At 67.2% G+C, this 14,987-nt stretch carries 15 protein-coding genes; 5 read left to right on the top strand and 10 right to left on the bottom strand.

Features of this window, described 5'->3' with window-relative positions; genetic code table 11:
• Positions 1-12: 12 nt before the first annotated feature.
• From DID96_RS03750 to DID96_RS03710, 9 genes are all read right to left on the bottom strand, one after another.
• A complete protein-coding gene (locus DID96_RS03750; RefSeq protein WP_124597913.1) occupies positions 13-1,044 on the bottom strand; it encodes a LacI family DNA-binding transcriptional regulator in 1,032 nt (343 codons plus the stop codon).
• A 32-nt stretch (positions 1,045-1,076) separates the two neighbouring features.
• The gene (locus DID96_RS03745) at positions 1,077-2,093 is read right to left on the bottom strand and encodes an ABC transporter permease (RefSeq protein ID WP_124597912.1); all 1,017 of its coding nucleotides are present in this window, start codon (positions 2,091-2,093) and stop codon (positions 1,077-1,079) included.
• Complete coding sequence (locus DID96_RS03740; RefSeq protein ID WP_124597911.1) at positions 2,090-3,694, bottom strand: sugar ABC transporter ATP-binding protein; 1,605 nt, start codon at positions 3,692-3,694, stop codon at positions 2,090-2,092. The genes DID96_RS03745 and DID96_RS03740 overlap by 4 nt, the downstream gene beginning before the upstream one ends.
• Positions 3,695-3,837: 143 nt before the next feature.
• Positions 3,838-4,788 carry a sugar ABC transporter substrate-binding protein gene (locus DID96_RS03735; protein WP_124597910.1) on the bottom strand — a complete coding sequence of 317 codons (951 nt, stop codon included), beginning with the start codon at positions 4,786-4,788 and terminating at the stop codon, positions 3,838-3,840.
• Between the two features lie 442 nt (positions 4,789-5,230).
• Positions 5,231-6,157: a CysB family HTH-type transcriptional regulator gene (locus tag DID96_RS03730; protein WP_124597909.1), complete on the bottom strand. Its 927-nt coding sequence runs from the start codon at positions 6,155-6,157 to the stop codon at positions 5,231-5,233.
• Positions 6,158-6,250: 93 nt separating this feature from the next.
• Positions 6,251-7,309 carry a sulfate/molybdate ABC transporter ATP-binding protein gene (locus tag DID96_RS03725; protein WP_124597908.1) on the bottom strand — a complete coding sequence of 353 codons (1,059 nt, stop codon included), beginning with the start codon at positions 7,307-7,309 and terminating at the stop codon, positions 6,251-6,253.
• Positions 7,310-7,322: 13 nt separating this feature from the next.
• A complete protein-coding gene (gene cysW, locus DID96_RS03720) occupies positions 7,323-8,270 on the bottom strand; it encodes a sulfate ABC transporter permease subunit CysW (protein ID WP_124597907.1) in 948 nt (315 codons plus the stop codon).
• Positions 8,267-9,166 carry a sulfate ABC transporter permease subunit CysT gene (gene cysT / locus DID96_RS03715; RefSeq protein ID WP_124597906.1) on the bottom strand — a complete coding sequence of 300 codons (900 nt, stop codon included), beginning with the start codon at positions 9,164-9,166 and terminating at the stop codon, positions 8,267-8,269. Before cysT ends, cysW begins: the two co-directional genes overlap by 4 nt.
• Before the next feature lie 106 nt (positions 9,167-9,272).
• Positions 9,273-10,310, bottom strand: a complete 1,038-nt coding sequence (locus DID96_RS03710; protein WP_124597905.1) for a sulfate ABC transporter substrate-binding protein — start codon at positions 10,308-10,310, stop codon at positions 9,273-9,275.
• 277 nt (positions 10,311-10,587) lie between these two features.
• On the opposite strand from DID96_RS03710, the gene lexA reads away from it, so the two are divergent.
• The 3 genes from lexA to DID96_RS03690 are packed head-to-tail and all read left to right on the top strand — an operon-like array spanning position 10,588 to position 12,295.
• A complete protein-coding gene (lexA, locus tag DID96_RS03700; RefSeq protein ID WP_124597904.1) occupies positions 10,588-11,235 on the top strand; it encodes a transcriptional repressor LexA in 648 nt (215 codons plus the stop codon).
• Between the two features lie 26 nt (positions 11,236-11,261).
• Positions 11,262-11,594, top strand: a complete 333-nt coding sequence (locus DID96_RS03695; RefSeq protein ID WP_124597903.1) for a hypothetical protein — start codon at positions 11,262-11,264, stop codon at positions 11,592-11,594.
• A gap of 29 nt (positions 11,595-11,623) precedes the next feature.
• Complete coding sequence (locus DID96_RS03690; RefSeq protein ID WP_124597902.1) at positions 11,624-12,295, top strand: DUF2939 domain-containing protein; 672 nt, start codon at positions 11,624-11,626, stop codon at positions 12,293-12,295.
• Between the two features lie 65 nt (positions 12,296-12,360).
• Here the strand turns inward: DID96_RS03690 and DID96_RS03685 are convergent, their stop codons facing one another.
• Positions 12,361-12,855, bottom strand: a complete 495-nt coding sequence (locus tag DID96_RS03685) for a universal stress protein (protein WP_124597901.1) — start codon at positions 12,853-12,855, stop codon at positions 12,361-12,363.
• Between the two features lie 337 nt (positions 12,856-13,192).
• On the opposite strand from DID96_RS03685, the gene nodI reads away from it, so the two are divergent.
• Positions 13,193-14,107 carry a nodulation factor ABC transporter ATP-binding protein NodI gene (gene nodI / locus DID96_RS03680; protein WP_124598043.1) on the top strand — a complete coding sequence of 305 codons (915 nt, stop codon included), beginning with the start codon at positions 13,193-13,195 and terminating at the stop codon, positions 14,105-14,107.
• A 6-nt stretch (positions 14,108-14,113) separates the two neighbouring features.
• Positions 14,114-14,947, top strand: a complete 834-nt coding sequence (locus DID96_RS03675) for an ABC transporter permease (RefSeq protein ID WP_124597900.1) — start codon at positions 14,114-14,116, stop codon at positions 14,945-14,947.
• The last annotated feature ends 40 nt before the right edge of the window (positions 14,948-14,987 follow it).

Genomic DNA, 14,987 nt, shown 5'->3' with positions numbered 1-14,987 from the left:
TCATGTGCGCCGTCATGCGCGGCCGCCGGCCGGCGCCGGCTCGCGGTACACGGCCGTCGATTCGCGCAGCACGAGACGCGGCGACACGACGCGCCTGCGGCTCGGCGCGGCCGACGAGCCGCCGCCGATCCGCTCGATCAGCGTCTGCGCGGCCATCTCGCCGAGCGCGCGCACCGACTGTCCGACCGTCGACAGCGCCGGATACGTGTAGCGGGAGAATTCAATGTCGTCGAAACCGATGATCGAGCACTCGTCGGGCACGCGAATGCCACGCTCGGCCGCCGCGCGCAGCGCGCCGACGCCCATCAGGTCGTTGCCCGCGAAGATCGCGCTCGGCCGCACCGATTCGAACAGCCGAGACGCCGCGTGATAGCCGCCGAGGCACGAGAAATCGCTTTCCGCGATCGCGCCCGGCACGATGTCGATGCCGCGCTCGGCCATCGCACGGATGAAGCCGTGCACGCGCATCGCGCTGACGGCCGTGTCGGTCGGCCCCGTGATGCAGCCGATCTTCGCGTGGCCGAGCTCGAGCAGGTGGCGGGTCGCAAGATAGGCGCCGCGCTCGTGGTCGATCTGCACGAGGTCGGCCGCGAGCCCCTCGATGTTGCGGTCGACGACGACGAGCGGCGCGTACGTGTCGGCGAGCGTCTGCGCGAGCACCGCGTCCTCGCCGGCCGACGCGACGATCAGCCCGTCGATGCGCTTTTCCTGCAGCACGCGCAGGTAGTTGCGCTGCTTGACGGGGTCGTCGTCCGAGTTGCAGAAGAACACGCAATAGCCGTTCGCCGCGCATTGATCCTCGATCCCGCGCGCGAGCTCGGCAAAGTACGGATTCGTGCTGTTCGGCACGACGAGCCCGATGGTCGCCGTCGCGCGCGCCTTCAGCGAGCGTGCGACCGCCGACGGCACGTAGTTCAGCTCGCGAATCGCCCCTTCGACCTTCGCGCGCACGTCCGCGGACACCGGCCGCGAGTTGTTCACCACGTGCGACACGGTCGTAAACGACACGCCCGCCATGGCCGCAACATCCTTGATCGTCGCCATTTCCCGTTTCTCTCTGGTCTGCTCTGTTGTTTTTACCGGGCGCGTGCGCGCCGGCTGCGATACGTGTCGAGCACGACCGCCACCACGATCACCGCTCCGGTGATGATCCGCTTCGTCGGTTCGTTCGCGCCGATCTGCGCGAGCCCCGCGGCCAGCACGGAGATGATCAACACGCCGAAGAACGTGCTGATCACCGATCCGCGGCCGCCCATCAGGCTCGTGCCGCCGATCACGACCGCCGCGATCACCTGCAGCTCGAGCCCGATGCCGGCGTTCGGATCTGCCGCCTCGAGCCGCGAGATCTGGAACAGCGACGCGAGCCCCGCGAGCGCGCCCATCAGCGCGAATACGAGGATTTTATACGGGTGCGGGTTTACCCCGGCCAGCCGGACCGCTTCCTCGTTCGTACCGATCCCGACGAGGTAGCGGCCGAACACGGTGCGCGTCAGCACGAACTGCGCGACGACCATCACCAGCACCGCGATCACGAACGCCGGCGAAATCCCGACCGCGATCGGGTTCGACAGGAAGTCGAACGCATCGCCGATGTACGCGGTGCGCGAATTCGTCAGCTGATACGCGAGCCCGCGCGCGGCTTCGAGCACGCCGAGCGACACGATGAACGACGGAATCCGCCAGCCGACCGTCACCGCGCCCGTCAGCGAGCCTGTGACGGCCGCGGCCGCGATCCCGAGCAGCGCGGCGGGCAGCGGCCCCCACTGCCACTTGAGCGCGGCGACGCTGACCACCGATGCGGCCAGCGCAAGCACCGAGCCGACCGACAGGTCGATCCCCGCGATGATCAGCACGAAGGTCATCCCGACCGACATTACGACGAGATCGGGAATCTGGTTTGCGATCGTGCTGAACGTGTCGTAGCTCAGGAAGTGCGAACTCAGCGACGAGAACAGCGCGATCATCGCGGCGAGCGCGCCGGCAAGCCCGAGGTAGTTCGACACGCCGAGCCGCGTGCCGGACAGCGTGCGCGCGCGGCGCCCGCGCGCGGGCTGCGAAGCTGCGTCGGTCGGGGTAACGGGGGTTCGGGTCATTGCGGTCGTCCTGTCGTTGAAGCGCCGGGCTCCGTGCGCGGCACCTGCCACGCAGCGGGATCGCGCGCGGCCTCGTCGCGGCCGAAGCCCGCGAACGCGGCGGCCAGCAGCGCGTCCTGGGTCCAGTTGCCGCGCTCGAACACGGCGGTCATGCGGCCGGCCGACATCACGCCGATCCGGTCGCAGATCAGCATCAGCTCGCGCAGGTCGCTCGACACGACGACGAGCGCGCGGCCTTCGCGCGCGAGCGCTCCCATCAGAGTGTAGATCTCGAACTTCGCGCCGACATCGATTCCGCGCGTCGGCTCGTCGAACAGCAGCACGCCCATGTCCCGCGCGAGCCAGCGGCCGATCACGACCTTCTGCTGGTTGCCGCCCGACAGCTCGCCGACCGGCTGCGACGCGCCGTGGGTGCGGATGCGCAGCGCGTCGATCTGCTGCTCGGCGAGCGCCGCCTCGCGCGCGCCGTCGACGATGCCCGCGCGCGCGAGCCGGTCGAGCTGGCCGAGCGACAGGTTCGCGGTGACCGACTGCGACAGCAGCAGGCCCTCGCCCTTGCGGTCCTCGGTGATCAGCGCGATCCCGTGCTTCACCGCGTCGACCGGCGAGCGGATCGTGGCCGGCTCGAGCGGCTCACCGGTCGCGATCATCCCGGCGTCCGGCGTATCGGCGCCGTAGATCAGCCTCAACAGCTCGGTCCGGCCGGCGCCAATCAGGCCCGAGATGCCGAAGATCTCGCCCGCGCGCACCTCGAGCGACACGTCGCGCACGGCCGGCTCGCGCGTCATCCCCGACACGACGAGCCGCGGCGCGCCGAAGTGGCGCGCGCCCAGGTCGATGTGCTCGCCAACTTCGCGGCCGACCATCAGCGTGACGAGGCGCTCGGTCGTCGTCGCGGCCATGTCGCCGTGATGCACGAGCCGCCCGTCGCGCAGCACGGCAACCCGCTCAGCCACGCGCGCGAGCTCCTCGAGCCGGTGCGAGATATAGACGATGGCGACGCCGCGCGCCTTCAGCCGGTCGACCTGCTCGAACAGCAGCTCGACCTCGCGCGCGGTCAGCATCGCGGTCGGCTCGTCGAGGATCAGCACACGGCAGTCGCCGATCAGGTTGCGCGCGATCTCGACCATCTGCTGGTGGCCGATCCCGAGCGCGCCGACCGGCGTGTCGGGATCGACGTCGTCGAGCCCGACCTGCGTCATCGCGGCGCGCGCGTCATCGCGCAGCCGCTGCCGATCGATGATGCCGAAGCGGCGCGGCAAGCGGTTCAGGAACAGGTTCTCGGCGACCGACAGCGTCGGCAGCAGGTTCAGCTCCTGCATCACCATCCTCACGCCGAGCGCTTCGGCGTCCTTGCGGCTCGCGGGCGCATACGCGCGGCCGTCGAGCTGCAGCGTGCCGGCCGTCGGCGCGACGAGCCCGCCGACGATCTTCGACAGCGTGCTCTTGCCGGCGCCGTTCTCGCCCGTCAGCGCGAGCGCCTCGCCCGCTGCCAGCGTCAGCGAGACGTCCGCGAGCACCGGCTCGGCATAGGTCTTGCCGATGCCGGAGACGGTCAGCACGGGGACGGCTGAACGGGAAGGTTCGAAGGTCGGTTCCATCGCGATCCTGGTTGCGGCCGCACGCGGCGGGGGCGCGCGGGATTGACGCTCACAAGTGGCACGCTGGGGCCGTGATCGCGCTCACCCCGGATAACGGCCGCCGCGCCGCTTTCTTGAGGGCGGCGGCCGCAACCGGGCGGGCGTTACCGGGTCACGAGGTCCACCGGCGTCTCGACCACGCCGGACATGTCGGCCTGCTTGCGGTGCTCGGCGATCGCCTTGAGTGCGGTGTCGATGCCGAACACGGCCTGCTTCGCCGCGTACTGGTCGGCGGTCGCGAGCACGCGGCCGTCCTTCAGCATCGGCTTGATCGCGTTGATGTTGTCGTAGCCGACCACGGACACCTTGCCCTGCTTGCCGGCCGCGCGCACCGCGGACACCGCGCCGATCGCCATGTTGTCATTGCCGCACAGCAGTGCCTTCAGGTTCGGGTATTCGTTGAGCATCGCGGAAGCGACCGCGTTGCCCTTGTCGATCTCCCATTCGCCCGACTGCACCGACACGACCTTCATCCCGCCCGCCTTCATCGCATCCTGGAAGCCGGCCGTGCGCTGCTGCGCGTTGGTCGTCGTCGACACGCCCTCGACGATCCCGACCTGGTCGCCGGCCTTCAGCTTCTTCGCGAGGAAGTCGCCGACCTTGCGCGCGCCCTTGCGGTTATCGGGGCCGACGAACGGCACGTTCAGGTTCTTCGACTTCACCACGTCCGGATCGAGCCGGTTGTCGATGTTGACGACGATGATGCCCGCGTCGACCGCCTTCTTCACGACCGGCACGAGCGCCTTCGAATCGGCGGGCGCGAGCACGATCGCATCGACCTTCGATACGATCATCTGCTCGACGATGCGGATCTGGCTCGCGGTGTCGGTCTCGTCCTTGATCCCGTTGGTGACCAGGTCGAACTGACTCGCATTGTGCTTCTGGTATTCCTTCGCGCCGGTTTCCATCGTCAGGAAGAACTCGTTCGCGAGCGACTTCATCACGAGCGCGACCTTCGGCTTGCCAGCGGTCTCGGCATGGACGATCGGCGCGGCGGCAAATGCGACGGCTGCGAGCGCGGCGGTCAGGAAGCGACGGCGAAAGGCGACATTCATACACATCTCCTGGCGACTGGCCCGGTGGGGCCAATTGTTGTTTTATAGCGAGCAAACGTTTGCGCTACACGTCCCGCCCAATGGCCATCGATGCTGTCGGTACCACGGATAGAGATGCGGGGCAGACGGCCGGCTGCCGCACGCGCCGGGCGTTCACACGCCACCGCCGGCAGGTCGCCGGCGGAGTGACGGCTATGCTGGACCGTTTCTCGCGCACGCGCAACCTGTCTGATCAATATTTAAGGGTTTTTTCGGAGCACGCGGGGAAAGGCGCCGCGCGAGCCGCGCGCGATCGCTCCCGGTGCCCGGCTGCCTACTGTTGCGCACTGTCACGCGGGCGATGCCGGATCCTGCGGGGCGCGCCGGCAACATCATGAGGTCGAACGGCGCGGCGCCTGCCGCGCCACATCCGGGCGCGGCGAGCAACACGCGCGCGGTGTCGTCAGACGGCTTCGCGCAGTTGGCCTGCGATCTCCGCCTCGTTCAGGTGCGGCGCGAACATCTCGATCAGCCGGTATGCATACGCACGCAGGAACGCGCCCTTGCGCAGACCGACCCGCGTCGTGCTCGCCTCGAACAGGTGCTGCGTATCGAGCGCGACGAGGCCCGTGTCGCGCTGCGGATCGTACGCCATCGCCGCGACGACGCCGATCCCCATCCCGAGTTCGACGTAGGTCTTGATCACGTCGGCGTCGATCGCGGTCAGCACGACATCCGGCACCGCGCCCGCTTGCGCGAATGCCTGGTCGATGTGCGAGCGGCCCGTGAAGTCCTGGTCGTAGGTGATGATCGGATATTCGGCGATGTCGTCGAGCGACAGGTTCTCGCGGCCGACGAGCGGATGCCCGTTCGGCACGACCACCGTGTGATGCCACGAGTAGCACGGGAACGTGACGATGTCGGAATAGCGGTCGAGCGCCTCGGTCGAGATGCCGAGATCGGCCTCGCCGTTCAGGATCATCTGCGCGATCTGCTGCGGGCTGCCCTGGCGCAGCGCGAGATGCACCTTCGGGAACACCTCCTTGAACTGGCGGATCACCTTCGGCAGCGCGTAGCGCGCCTGCGTGTGGGTCGTCGCGACGACGAGGTGGCCGCTGTCCTGGTCCGCGAACTGACGCGCGACGCGGCGCAGGTTCTCCGCATCGAGCAGCATCCGCTCGATCAGTTGGTGCACGGCCTTGCCGGGCTCGGTGAGTCCGGTCAGCCGCTTGCCGCGCCGGATGAAGATGTCCACGCCGAGCTCGTCCTCCAGGTCCTTGATCTGCTTCGACACGCCCGACTGCGACGTGTACAGCACGTTCGCGACCTCGGTCAGGTTCATGTTCTGGCGCACGGCCTCGCGCACGAAGCGCAGTTGCTGAAAGTTCATGGGTATGCCTCTTGGGCTGTCTTTTATCTGGTTGTTTGATGAATCCGTTGCCTGCCGCGGTGCGCGACGCGTTTCGCCACGCGTTGCCCGGCGTCAGCGTGCCGGAAACACGCGCACTGCGCGCGGCACGGCCGTCGCGCCATCGCCGACCTGCAGCGCGAGCGCGCGCCACGCGTCGCGATCGAGTTCCGCCTCGAGCGCGCCGCCGGCCCGTGCCTCGAGCTCGACGCGCACCGAGCCGCCAAGCGGGACGACGCGGCGCACGTCGACTGCGATGCCTTCCCGCTGCCCTTCGCCCGCCGGCCGGAGCTGCAGGTCGTGCGGACGCACGTACGCATTCGCCGGCCCCGCGAAATCGGCATCGACCGCGATCGGCGCGGCCGCGCCTTCGGCGACGAAGCCGCGGTTGGCGACCGTGCCCGGCAGCCGGTTCGCCGCGCCGAGGAATTCGTAGACGAACGCGCTTTGCGGATGATCATAGACGTCCTGCGGGCTGCCGACCTGCTCGACGCGGCCGCGGTTCAGCACGACGATCCGGTCCGCGACCTCGAGCGCTTCCTCCTGGTCGTGCGTGACGAAGATCGTCGAGATGTGCAGGTCGTCGTGCAGGCGCCGCAACCAGCCGCGCAGTTCCTTGCGGACCTTCGCGTCGAGCGCGCCGAACGGCTCGTCGAGCAGCAGCACCCTCGGCTCGACCGCGAGCGCGCGGGCAAGCGCGATGCGCTGCCGCTGCCCGCCCGACAGCTCGGACGGATAGCGCTGCGCGAGCCAGTCGAGCTGCACGAGCTTCAGCAGCTCATGCACCTTGTCGCGGATCGCGGCTTCCGACGGCCGCTCGCGGCGCGGCTTCACGCGCAGCCCGAACGCGACGTTCTCGAACACGGTCATGTGGCGGAACAGCGCGTAGTGCTGGAACACGAAGCCGACCTGGCGGTCGCGCGCGCCGACCGACGCGACGTCCTGCCCCTGCAGCACGACCTGCCCCGCGTCCGCGTGCTCGAGGCCCGCGATCACGCGCAGCAGCGTGGTCTTGCCGCAGCCCGACGGCCCGAGCAGCGCAACGAGCTCGCCCGCCGGAAAATCGAGCGACACGCTGTCGAGTGCCGTGAAATCGCCGAAGCGCTTCTGAAGATGACGTACGGTGATGCCCATTCTGGTTGCCTCTTTACGAATTCGACGAAGTGACGGCGGGGCCGGCATGTGCGGCAACGGCATCGCGCGCGCCGGCGAGATCGGCCGCGAGGTGGCGCTCCGCGAGGAGCTTCAGCGCGAGCGTGACGAGCGCGAGCAAGGCCAGCACCGATGCGACGGCAAACGCGGCCGCGAAGTTGTATTCGTTGTACAGGATCTCGACGTGCAGCGGCATCGTGTCGGTCTGCCCGCGGATGTGGCCGGACACGACCGACACCGCGCCGAACTCGCCCATCGCGCGCGCATTGCACAGGATCACGCCGTACAGCAGCCCCCACTTGACGTTCGGCAGCGTCACGCGGCGGAAGATCTGCCAGCCGGTCGCACCGAGCACGCGTGCGGCCTCCTCCTCGTCGCTGCCCTGCGCCTGCATCAGCGGGATCAGTTCACGCGCGACGAACGGGAACGTGACGAAGATCGTCGCGAGCACGATGCCGGGCACCGCGAAGATGATCTGCACGTCGTGCGCCTGCAGCCACGGCCCGAGCCAGCCCTGCGCGCCGAACAGCAGCACGTAGACGAGGCCCGAGATCACCGGCGACACGGAGAACGGCAGGTCGATCAGCGTCGTCAGCAGCGCCTTGCCGCGAAATTCGAACTTCGCGATCGCCCACGATGCACAGACGCCGAACACGAGGTTGAGCGGCACCGCGATCGCCGAGACGATCAGCGTCAGCTTGATCGCCGACCATGCATCCGGATCGGCGAGCGACTCGATATAGAAGCCGACGCCCTTGTGCAGCGCCTCGGCGAACACAGCGGCGAGCGGCACGACGAGGAACAGGCCGAGGAACACGAGCGCGATGCCGGTGAGCAGCCAGCGCACCGCGCGCGGCTCGCTGACGGGATCGATCTGTCGGGTGGCGCGCTCACGCGCCACGGCGGACGGGTTTTTCAGCACGGCGGTGGTCTCCTCGCTCATTGCCGGCCTCCTGCAGTGACGGTGGCGGCAGTAGCGAGCGCGGGCGCGGGACCGCTTGCGCCGCGGCTCGTACGACGCTGCAGATACCACTGCAGCGTGTTGATCAGGAGCAGCATCAGGAACGACACGACCAGCATCACGACCGCGAGCGCGGTCGCGCCCGCGTAGTCGTACTGCTCGAGCTTCGTGATGATGAGGAGCGACGTGATCTCGGACTTCATCGGCACGTTGCCGGCGATGAAGATCACCGAGCCGTATTCGCCGAGCGCGCGCGCGAACGCGAGCGCAAAGCCCGTCAGCAGCGCCGGCAGCACGGCCGGCAGCACGACGCGGCGGAACGTCAGCCAGCGCGACGCGCCGAGGCATGCGGCGGCCTCTTCCTGTTCGCGCTCGAAATCCTCGAGCACCGGCTGCACGGTGCGCACGACGAACGGCAGGCCGATGAAGGTCAGCGCGACCAGCACGCCGACCGGCGTGAACGCGATCTTGATGCCGAACGGCACGAGGTACTTGCCGATCCAGCCGTTGGTCGCGTAGACGGCCGCGAGCGAGATGCCGGCGACCGACGTCGGCAACGCGAACGGCAGGTCGACGATCGCGTCGACCACGCGCTTGAACGGGAACGTGTAGCGCACGAGCACCCACGCGACGAGAAAGCCGAACACGGCGTTGATCAGCGCGCCGCCGAGCGCGGCCGAAAACGTCAGCCGGTACGACGCGAGCACGCGTGGCGACGCGACGGCCGCGATGAACTGGTCCCACGACAGCGTCGCGGTTTTCAGGAACGTGGCGGCGAGCGGGATCAGCACCACGAGGCTCAAATACGCCACCGTGATGCCGAGTGTCACGCCGAAGCCGGGCAGCGCGCTCGGCTTGCGAAAGGTGTACGTCGTCATCGGATGCTCTTGCTGGGTCGAATCACATGGGTCCGGCGCGAACGCCGGGAGTGCGGCGCGCTCGATGTGGCGCGCCGCTGTCGTTATGTCTGCTGCCGTCAGGTCGTTACTGCGGCTTGTAGATCGAGTCGAACACGCCGCCGTCCGCGAAATGCGTCTTCTGCGCATTCGTCCAGCCGCCGAACGTGTCGTCGACCGTGTACAGCTTCAGTTTCGGGAACTGCTTCGTCAGCTCCGCCGGCACGTTCTTCGAACGCGGCCGGTAGTAGTTGCGCGCGGCGATCTCCTGGCCCTGCGGGCTGTACAGGAAATTCAGGTACGCATCGGCGAGCTTGCGCGTGCCCTTCTTGTCGACCACCTTGTCGACCACCGCGACCGGCGGCTCCGCGAGGATGCTCACTGACGGCACGACGATCTCGAACTTGTCGGGGCCGAATTCCTTCAACGACAGGAACGCCTCGTTCTCCCACGCGATCAGCACATCGCCGATGCCGCGCTGCACAAAGCTCGTCGTCGCACCGCGCGCACCGGAATCGAGCACGCCCGCGTTCTTGTAGAGCTTCGTGATGAAGTCCTTCGCGCTCTGCTCGTTGCCGCCCGGCTTGTGCACCGCGTACGCCCACGCGGCCAGGTAGTTCCAGCGCGCGCCTCCCGACGTCTTCGGGTTCGGCGTGACGATCGACACGCCCGGCTTCGTCAGGTCGTCCCAGTCCTTGATGCCTTTCGGGTTGCCCTTGCGCACCAGGAACACGATCGTCGACGTGTACGGCGACGCGTTGTCCGGCAGGCGCTTCTGCCAGTCCTTGCCGACGAGCCCCTTGTTCGCGAGCGCGTCGATGTCGTACGCGAGCGCGAGCGTGACGACGTCCGCCTGCAGCCCGTCGAGCACCGAGCGCGCCTGCGCGCCCGAGCCGCCATGCGACTGCTTGAAGTTGACGGTCTCGCCCGTCTTCGCCTTCCACTCCTTGCCGAACGCCTGGTTGAAATCCTGGTACAGCTCGCGTGTCGGGTCGTACGACACGTTCAGGAACGTCGTATCGGCATGGGCGTGCGCCGCGACGCCGAGCGCAGCGGCCGCGCCCAGCGCGAATGTCGTGATCAAGCGGCGTACCCCGCTCGCCAGCCCCGTGTTGCGCTTCATCATCCGTGCTTCTCCCGTGTTGTCGGTGATCTTGTCTGTCTTGCGATCTGCGGGCCAGTCTAGCGAACGGGTTACATGATTAAAAATAATCGTTCCTTATTTTTTAATATTGAAAAGTGCTAACGCAGCCCGAATCGACGGTTGCAACGAACGAACCGGCGTCCGGACGTCGCGCGATCGCGACGGAATCGACGCGATCGCGACGAACCTCACGTAACACTTGAAATTCGCGAAGTACTGTATAAAAATACAGCTCACTGTCTATCCATACAGTTCAGCCATGACCAAACTCACCGCCCGTCAGCAGCAAGTATTCGACTTGATCCGCCGCGCGATCGAGCGCTCCGGCTATCCGCCCACCCGTGCCGAGATCGCGGCCGAGCTGGGCTTCAGCTCCCCGAATGCGGCCGAAGAGCACCTTCGCGCGCTGGCGCGCAAAGGCGTGATCGAGCTGGCGGCCGGCGCGTCGCGCGGCATCCGCCTGCTCGGCGGCGACGACGCGCCGCACCAGTTCACGCTGCCGCATGCGGGCCTGATGCAGTTGTCGCTGCCGCTCGTGGGCCGGGTCGCGGCAGGCAGCCCGATCCTCGCGCAGGAACACATCTCGCAGCATTTCGCGTGCGATCCCGCGCTGTTCTCCAGCAAGCCCGATTACCTGCTGAAGGTACGCGGGCTGTCGATGCGCGATGCGGGCATCCTCGACGGCGACCTCCTCGCGGTGCAGAAGCGCACGGAAGCGAAGGACGGCCAGATCATCGTCGCCCGCCTCGGCGACGACGTCACCGTCAAGCGCCTGAAGCGCCGCCCAGGCGGCCTCGAGCTGATCGCGGAGAACCCTGATTACGAAAACATCTTCGTCAAGGCCGGCAGCGCGGAATTCGCGCTGGAAGGCATCGCCGTCGGGCTGATCCGCTCAGGCGAATTCTGACCATCCGTCTCGCTCAGGAGAACACCATGGAACGCCTTGCCCGCCTGCTGCCTTTCCGTCAATTCGGCCGTCTGCGTCACCTGCGCGGCCGCACGCCCTGCGCGCCGCTGTCCGCGGTGCCCGTCGGCCAAGAAGTCGCAGCCGAACAGCAGGCGTCGCTGCTGCCGTCGGCACTGCCCGCGTTCGCACGGGTGTCGCTGAACGCCGGCCTGAATCACGCGGAACCCGCGCGTCGTGCGCCGGTGCGCGTCTATCACGGCCGGTCGCGGCTGATCATGGTCGGGACGATCGATGCGGTCTGTCGGATGATCGATCGCTGCATTGCCGAGGAACATTCGGCCGCGCACGGTGGTCTCTGATTGCGGATCGTTCCCGCACCGGAGGCACCGTGAATCACGCAGCGGGCCGCTCGAAGCGGCTCAAACCCCTGTTGATCGTCGTGCTGGTGGCCGCCGTGCTGGCGGTGATCGGCTACGGATATGCGTCACCGTACGTCGCGCTCGGTCGCCTGAAAGCGGCGATCGACGCGCGTGACGCGCAAGCGGTCAGCGAATATGTCGATTTCCCGGCGCTGCGCACCAGTCTGAAGCAGCAGGTCACCGACGAGTTGATGCACCGGATCGACGCAAAGTGGCAGGACAACAATCCGTTCGCGGTGATTGGTGCATTGATCGGCTCTGCGTTGATCGGGCCGCTGGTTGACGCGTATGCGACGCCCGAAGGCGTCGCTGCGCTGATGAGCGGCATTCCGCCGCGCGGCAATCCGGGCGAGCGTCCGCCTGAATGGATGGCCCGACCGTCGGGCAGCGCCTCCGGCACGCAGGCCGCCAGTGGTGCAACTCCGCCTGCTGGCAGCGTACCGGCCGCCTCGCCATCGACGGCGACCGACCACGCGCAAGCAATCCCGCCCGAGCGACGGCCAACAAGCGCCGGATACCGGAATATCGACGAGTTTGTCGTGACCTACCAGCGTAACGTCGACGGCGCGCGTTACGCGGCGATCTTCCACAGAGAAGGCCTGTTTTCGTGGAAGCTGGCCGCGATCGATCTGCACGGCTGAGCCGGCAGCTAGCCGCTGCCGGCCGCAACCCGCGCGCGGGCGTGAGCCGGCACCGGTCAGACGGGTCATTTGGTTGCCGCGGCAGCGTCGCGTTCGCGGGCGATTTCGGCCTTCTGTTCCTCGGCCGACGAGCAGGCCACGAGGATGCTGCAATTCACCCGATCGAGCAGTTGCGTATTGCCCGACCCCATCCACCATCTCGACAGCCCGCTGCGGCAGCGGTGCCCGACCACGATCAGGTCGACTTTCAGTTCCGACGCGAGATTCGCGATCTCGTCGATCGGGTAGCCGAACGCGAAATGGCCTTCGGCCTGCAATCCCCGCTCGCGCAGCCAGTCGACCCCTTCCTGCAGGATTTCGCGTGCGGTTTCCTCGAAGCGGCCGCACGCGACGTCGGTCAGCAAGCCCGCGCTTTGCGCGATGCTCGAACGCATGTCGACGACCGACAGCAGATGCGTCTCGGCCTTCAGGTCCAGCGCGAGATTGGCACCGCACCGCAACGCCTTGCGTCCCTCGAGCGTGCCGTCGTAGCACAGCAGAATCTTGTTGTAGCTAGCCATGAAACCTCCCTATCGCGACATCGAGCCCTACGCAATCATCATGGTGCGCCGCAATTCAGGACGCAAGGGATGGAAAACGCTGATTTGCCCCATGCGGCCTGTTCGCGATGCTGCAATGCATGATCCACCGCACACCGCCCGCGCATCGTGCATGTGCGCCCTGAAGAGACGCAGCCGATGCACTAGAATGGCCCGTCGGTATCGCACTTTCGCAATGCGCGTGCGCTTCGCGAAATCTCGCCGGCCGCACCGCGAACCAGACCGTTCATGCACCGGTTTTCGCGGACGCGCTCACCGGACACAATTGCACGCTACACCTCCAACGACAATCTCGCTCATGGCTGTCGCACCGATCGATTTTCAGAACGTCGAAAAGCGCTATGGCGACAAGCTCGTCGTCAATGGTCTTTCCTTTCGCGTGCATGCCGGAGAGTGCTACGGTCTGCTCGGACCGAACGGCGCCGGCAAGACCACGACGCTGAAAATGCTGCTCGGCATCGCATACCCGGATGCCGGCGCAATCTCGCTATGCGGCGAACCGGTTCCGTCACGCGCACGTCATGCACGGCAGCGCGTCGGCGTCGTCCCCCAGTTCGACAATCTCGATCCGGATTTCACGGTTCGCGAGAATCTGCTGGTGTTCAGCCGCTATTTCGGCCTGTCCGCGCACGATGCGCGCGCACTCGTGCCGTCGCTGCTCGAATTCGCGAAGCTCGAAAACAAGGCGGACGCGAAGGTCAGCGAGCTGTCGGGCGGCATGAAGCGGCGCCTGACGCTCGCCCGCGCGCTCGTCAACGATCCGGATGTGCTGGTGCTCGACGAGCCGACGACCGGGCTCGATCCGCAGGCACGGCATCTGATGTGGGAACGGTTGCGCTCGCTGCTCGCGCGCGGCAAGACAATCCTGATCACCACGCACTTCATGGAGGAAGCCGAGCGTCTGTGCGATCGCCTGTGCGTGATCGAGGAAGGCCGGAAAATCGCCGAAGGTGCGCCGCACGCGCTGATCGAATCTGAGATCGGCTGCGACGTGATCGAGATCTATGGCCCCGAACCGTCCGCGCTGCGCGACGAGCTTGCCGCCTATGCGGTGCGCACCGAAATCAGCGGCGAGACGCTGTTCTGCTATGTGAGCGATCCGGAGCCGCTCAATGCGCGGCTCAAGGGCCGCGCCGGATTGCGCTATCTGCACCGCCCCGCCAATCTGGAGGACGTGTTCCTGCGGCTGACCGGCCGCGAAATGCAGGACTGACCGATCATGGACGTACGCGACTATTCCACTTCCGCCCCGTCCGCGCCACTGCGCGAATCGCGCTTCGCGATCGCGATGCCGTCCAATGCGACCAACTGGTTCGCCGTCTGGCGCCGCAACTACCTCGTCTGGCGCAAGCTCGCGGTCGCGTCGATGATCGGCAACCTCGCGGACCCGATGATCTATCTGTTCGGGCTCGGTTTCGGCCTGGGCCTGATGCTCGGGCACGTCGACGGCGTGTCGTACATCGCGTTCCTCGCGGCCGGCACGGCCGGGTCGAGCGTGATGATGTCCGCAAGCTTCGAAGCGATGTATTCGGGTTTTTCGCGGATGCACGTGCAACGCACGTGGGAAGCGATCATGCATACGCCGCTCGCGCTCGGCGACATCGTGCTCGGCGAGATCGTCTGGGCCGCCAGCAAGGCGATGCTGTCGGGCGCCGCGATCATGGTCGTTGCCGGCCTGCTCGGCTACGCGAGCTTCCCGTCGATGCTCGCGGCGCTGCCGGTGATCGCGCTCGCGGGCCTTGCGTTCGCCAGCGCCGCGATGATCGTCACCGCACTCGCGCCGTCATACGATTTCTTCATGTTCTATCAGACGCTCGTGCTGACACCGATGCTGCTGCTGTCGGGCGTGTTCTTCCCGCTCACGCAATTGCCGGAGATCGCGCAGCATGCGGCGTATGCGCTGCCGCTCGCCCACACGGTCGAGCTGATCCGGCCCGCGATGCTCGGCCGGCCCGCGTCGCACGTCGGCACGCACGTCGCGGTGCTGGCCGCTTATGCAATCGGCGGCTTCCTGCTGTCTGCGTGGCTGTTCCGGCGGCGGATGATGCGCTGAGGCCCGTGCATCGCGCTGCGGGATCGTCCGCTCCCGATGC

Origin of the sequence: Burkholderia sp. Bp8963, assembly GCF_003854275.1 — a bacterium.
Classification (GTDB): Bacteria; Pseudomonadota; Gammaproteobacteria; order Burkholderiales; family Burkholderiaceae; genus Burkholderia.
This window is presented reverse-complemented; position numbering and strand designations above follow the sequence as displayed.

Coding starts and splice junctions, on each gene's coding strand:
- DID96_RS03750 (WP_124597913.1), bottom strand. CDS start 1,044: ATGGCGACGATCAAGGATGTTGCGGCCATGGCGGGCGTGTCGTTTACG.
- DID96_RS03745 (WP_124597912.1), bottom strand. CDS start 2,093: ATGACCCGAACCCCCGTTACCCCGACCGACGCAGCTTCGCAGCCCGCG.
- DID96_RS03740 (WP_124597911.1), bottom strand. CDS start 3,694: ATGGAACCGACCTTCGAACCTTCCCGTTCAGCCGTCCCCGTGCTGACC.
- DID96_RS03735 (WP_124597910.1), bottom strand. CDS start 4,788: ATGAATGTCGCCTTTCGCCGTCGCTTCCTGACCGCCGCGCTCGCAGCC.
- DID96_RS03730 (WP_124597909.1), bottom strand. CDS start 6,157: ATGAACTTTCAGCAACTGCGCTTCGTGCGCGAGGCCGTGCGCCAGAAC.
- DID96_RS03725 (WP_124597908.1), bottom strand. CDS start 7,309: ATGGGCATCACCGTACGTCATCTTCAGAAGCGCTTCGGCGATTTCACG.
- cysW (WP_124597907.1), bottom strand. CDS start 8,270: ATGAGCGAGGAGACCACCGCCGTGCTGAAAAACCCGTCCGCCGTGGCG.
- cysT (WP_124597906.1), bottom strand. CDS start 9,166: ATGACGACGTACACCTTTCGCAAGCCGAGCGCGCTGCCCGGCTTCGGC.
- DID96_RS03710 (WP_124597905.1), bottom strand. CDS start 10,310: ATGATGAAGCGCAACACGGGGCTGGCGAGCGGGGTACGCCGCTTGATC.
- lexA (WP_124597904.1), top strand. CDS start 10,588: ATGACCAAACTCACCGCCCGTCAGCAGCAAGTATTCGACTTGATCCGC.
- DID96_RS03695 (WP_124597903.1), top strand. CDS start 11,262: ATGGAACGCCTTGCCCGCCTGCTGCCTTTCCGTCAATTCGGCCGTCTG.
- DID96_RS03685 (WP_124597901.1), bottom strand. CDS start 12,855: ATGGCTAGCTACAACAAGATTCTGCTGTGCTACGACGGCACGCTCGAG.
- nodI (WP_124598043.1), top strand. CDS start 13,193: ATGGCTGTCGCACCGATCGATTTTCAGAACGTCGAAAAGCGCTATGGC.
- DID96_RS03675 (WP_124597900.1), top strand. CDS start 14,114: ATGGACGTACGCGACTATTCCACTTCCGCCCCGTCCGCGCCACTGCGC.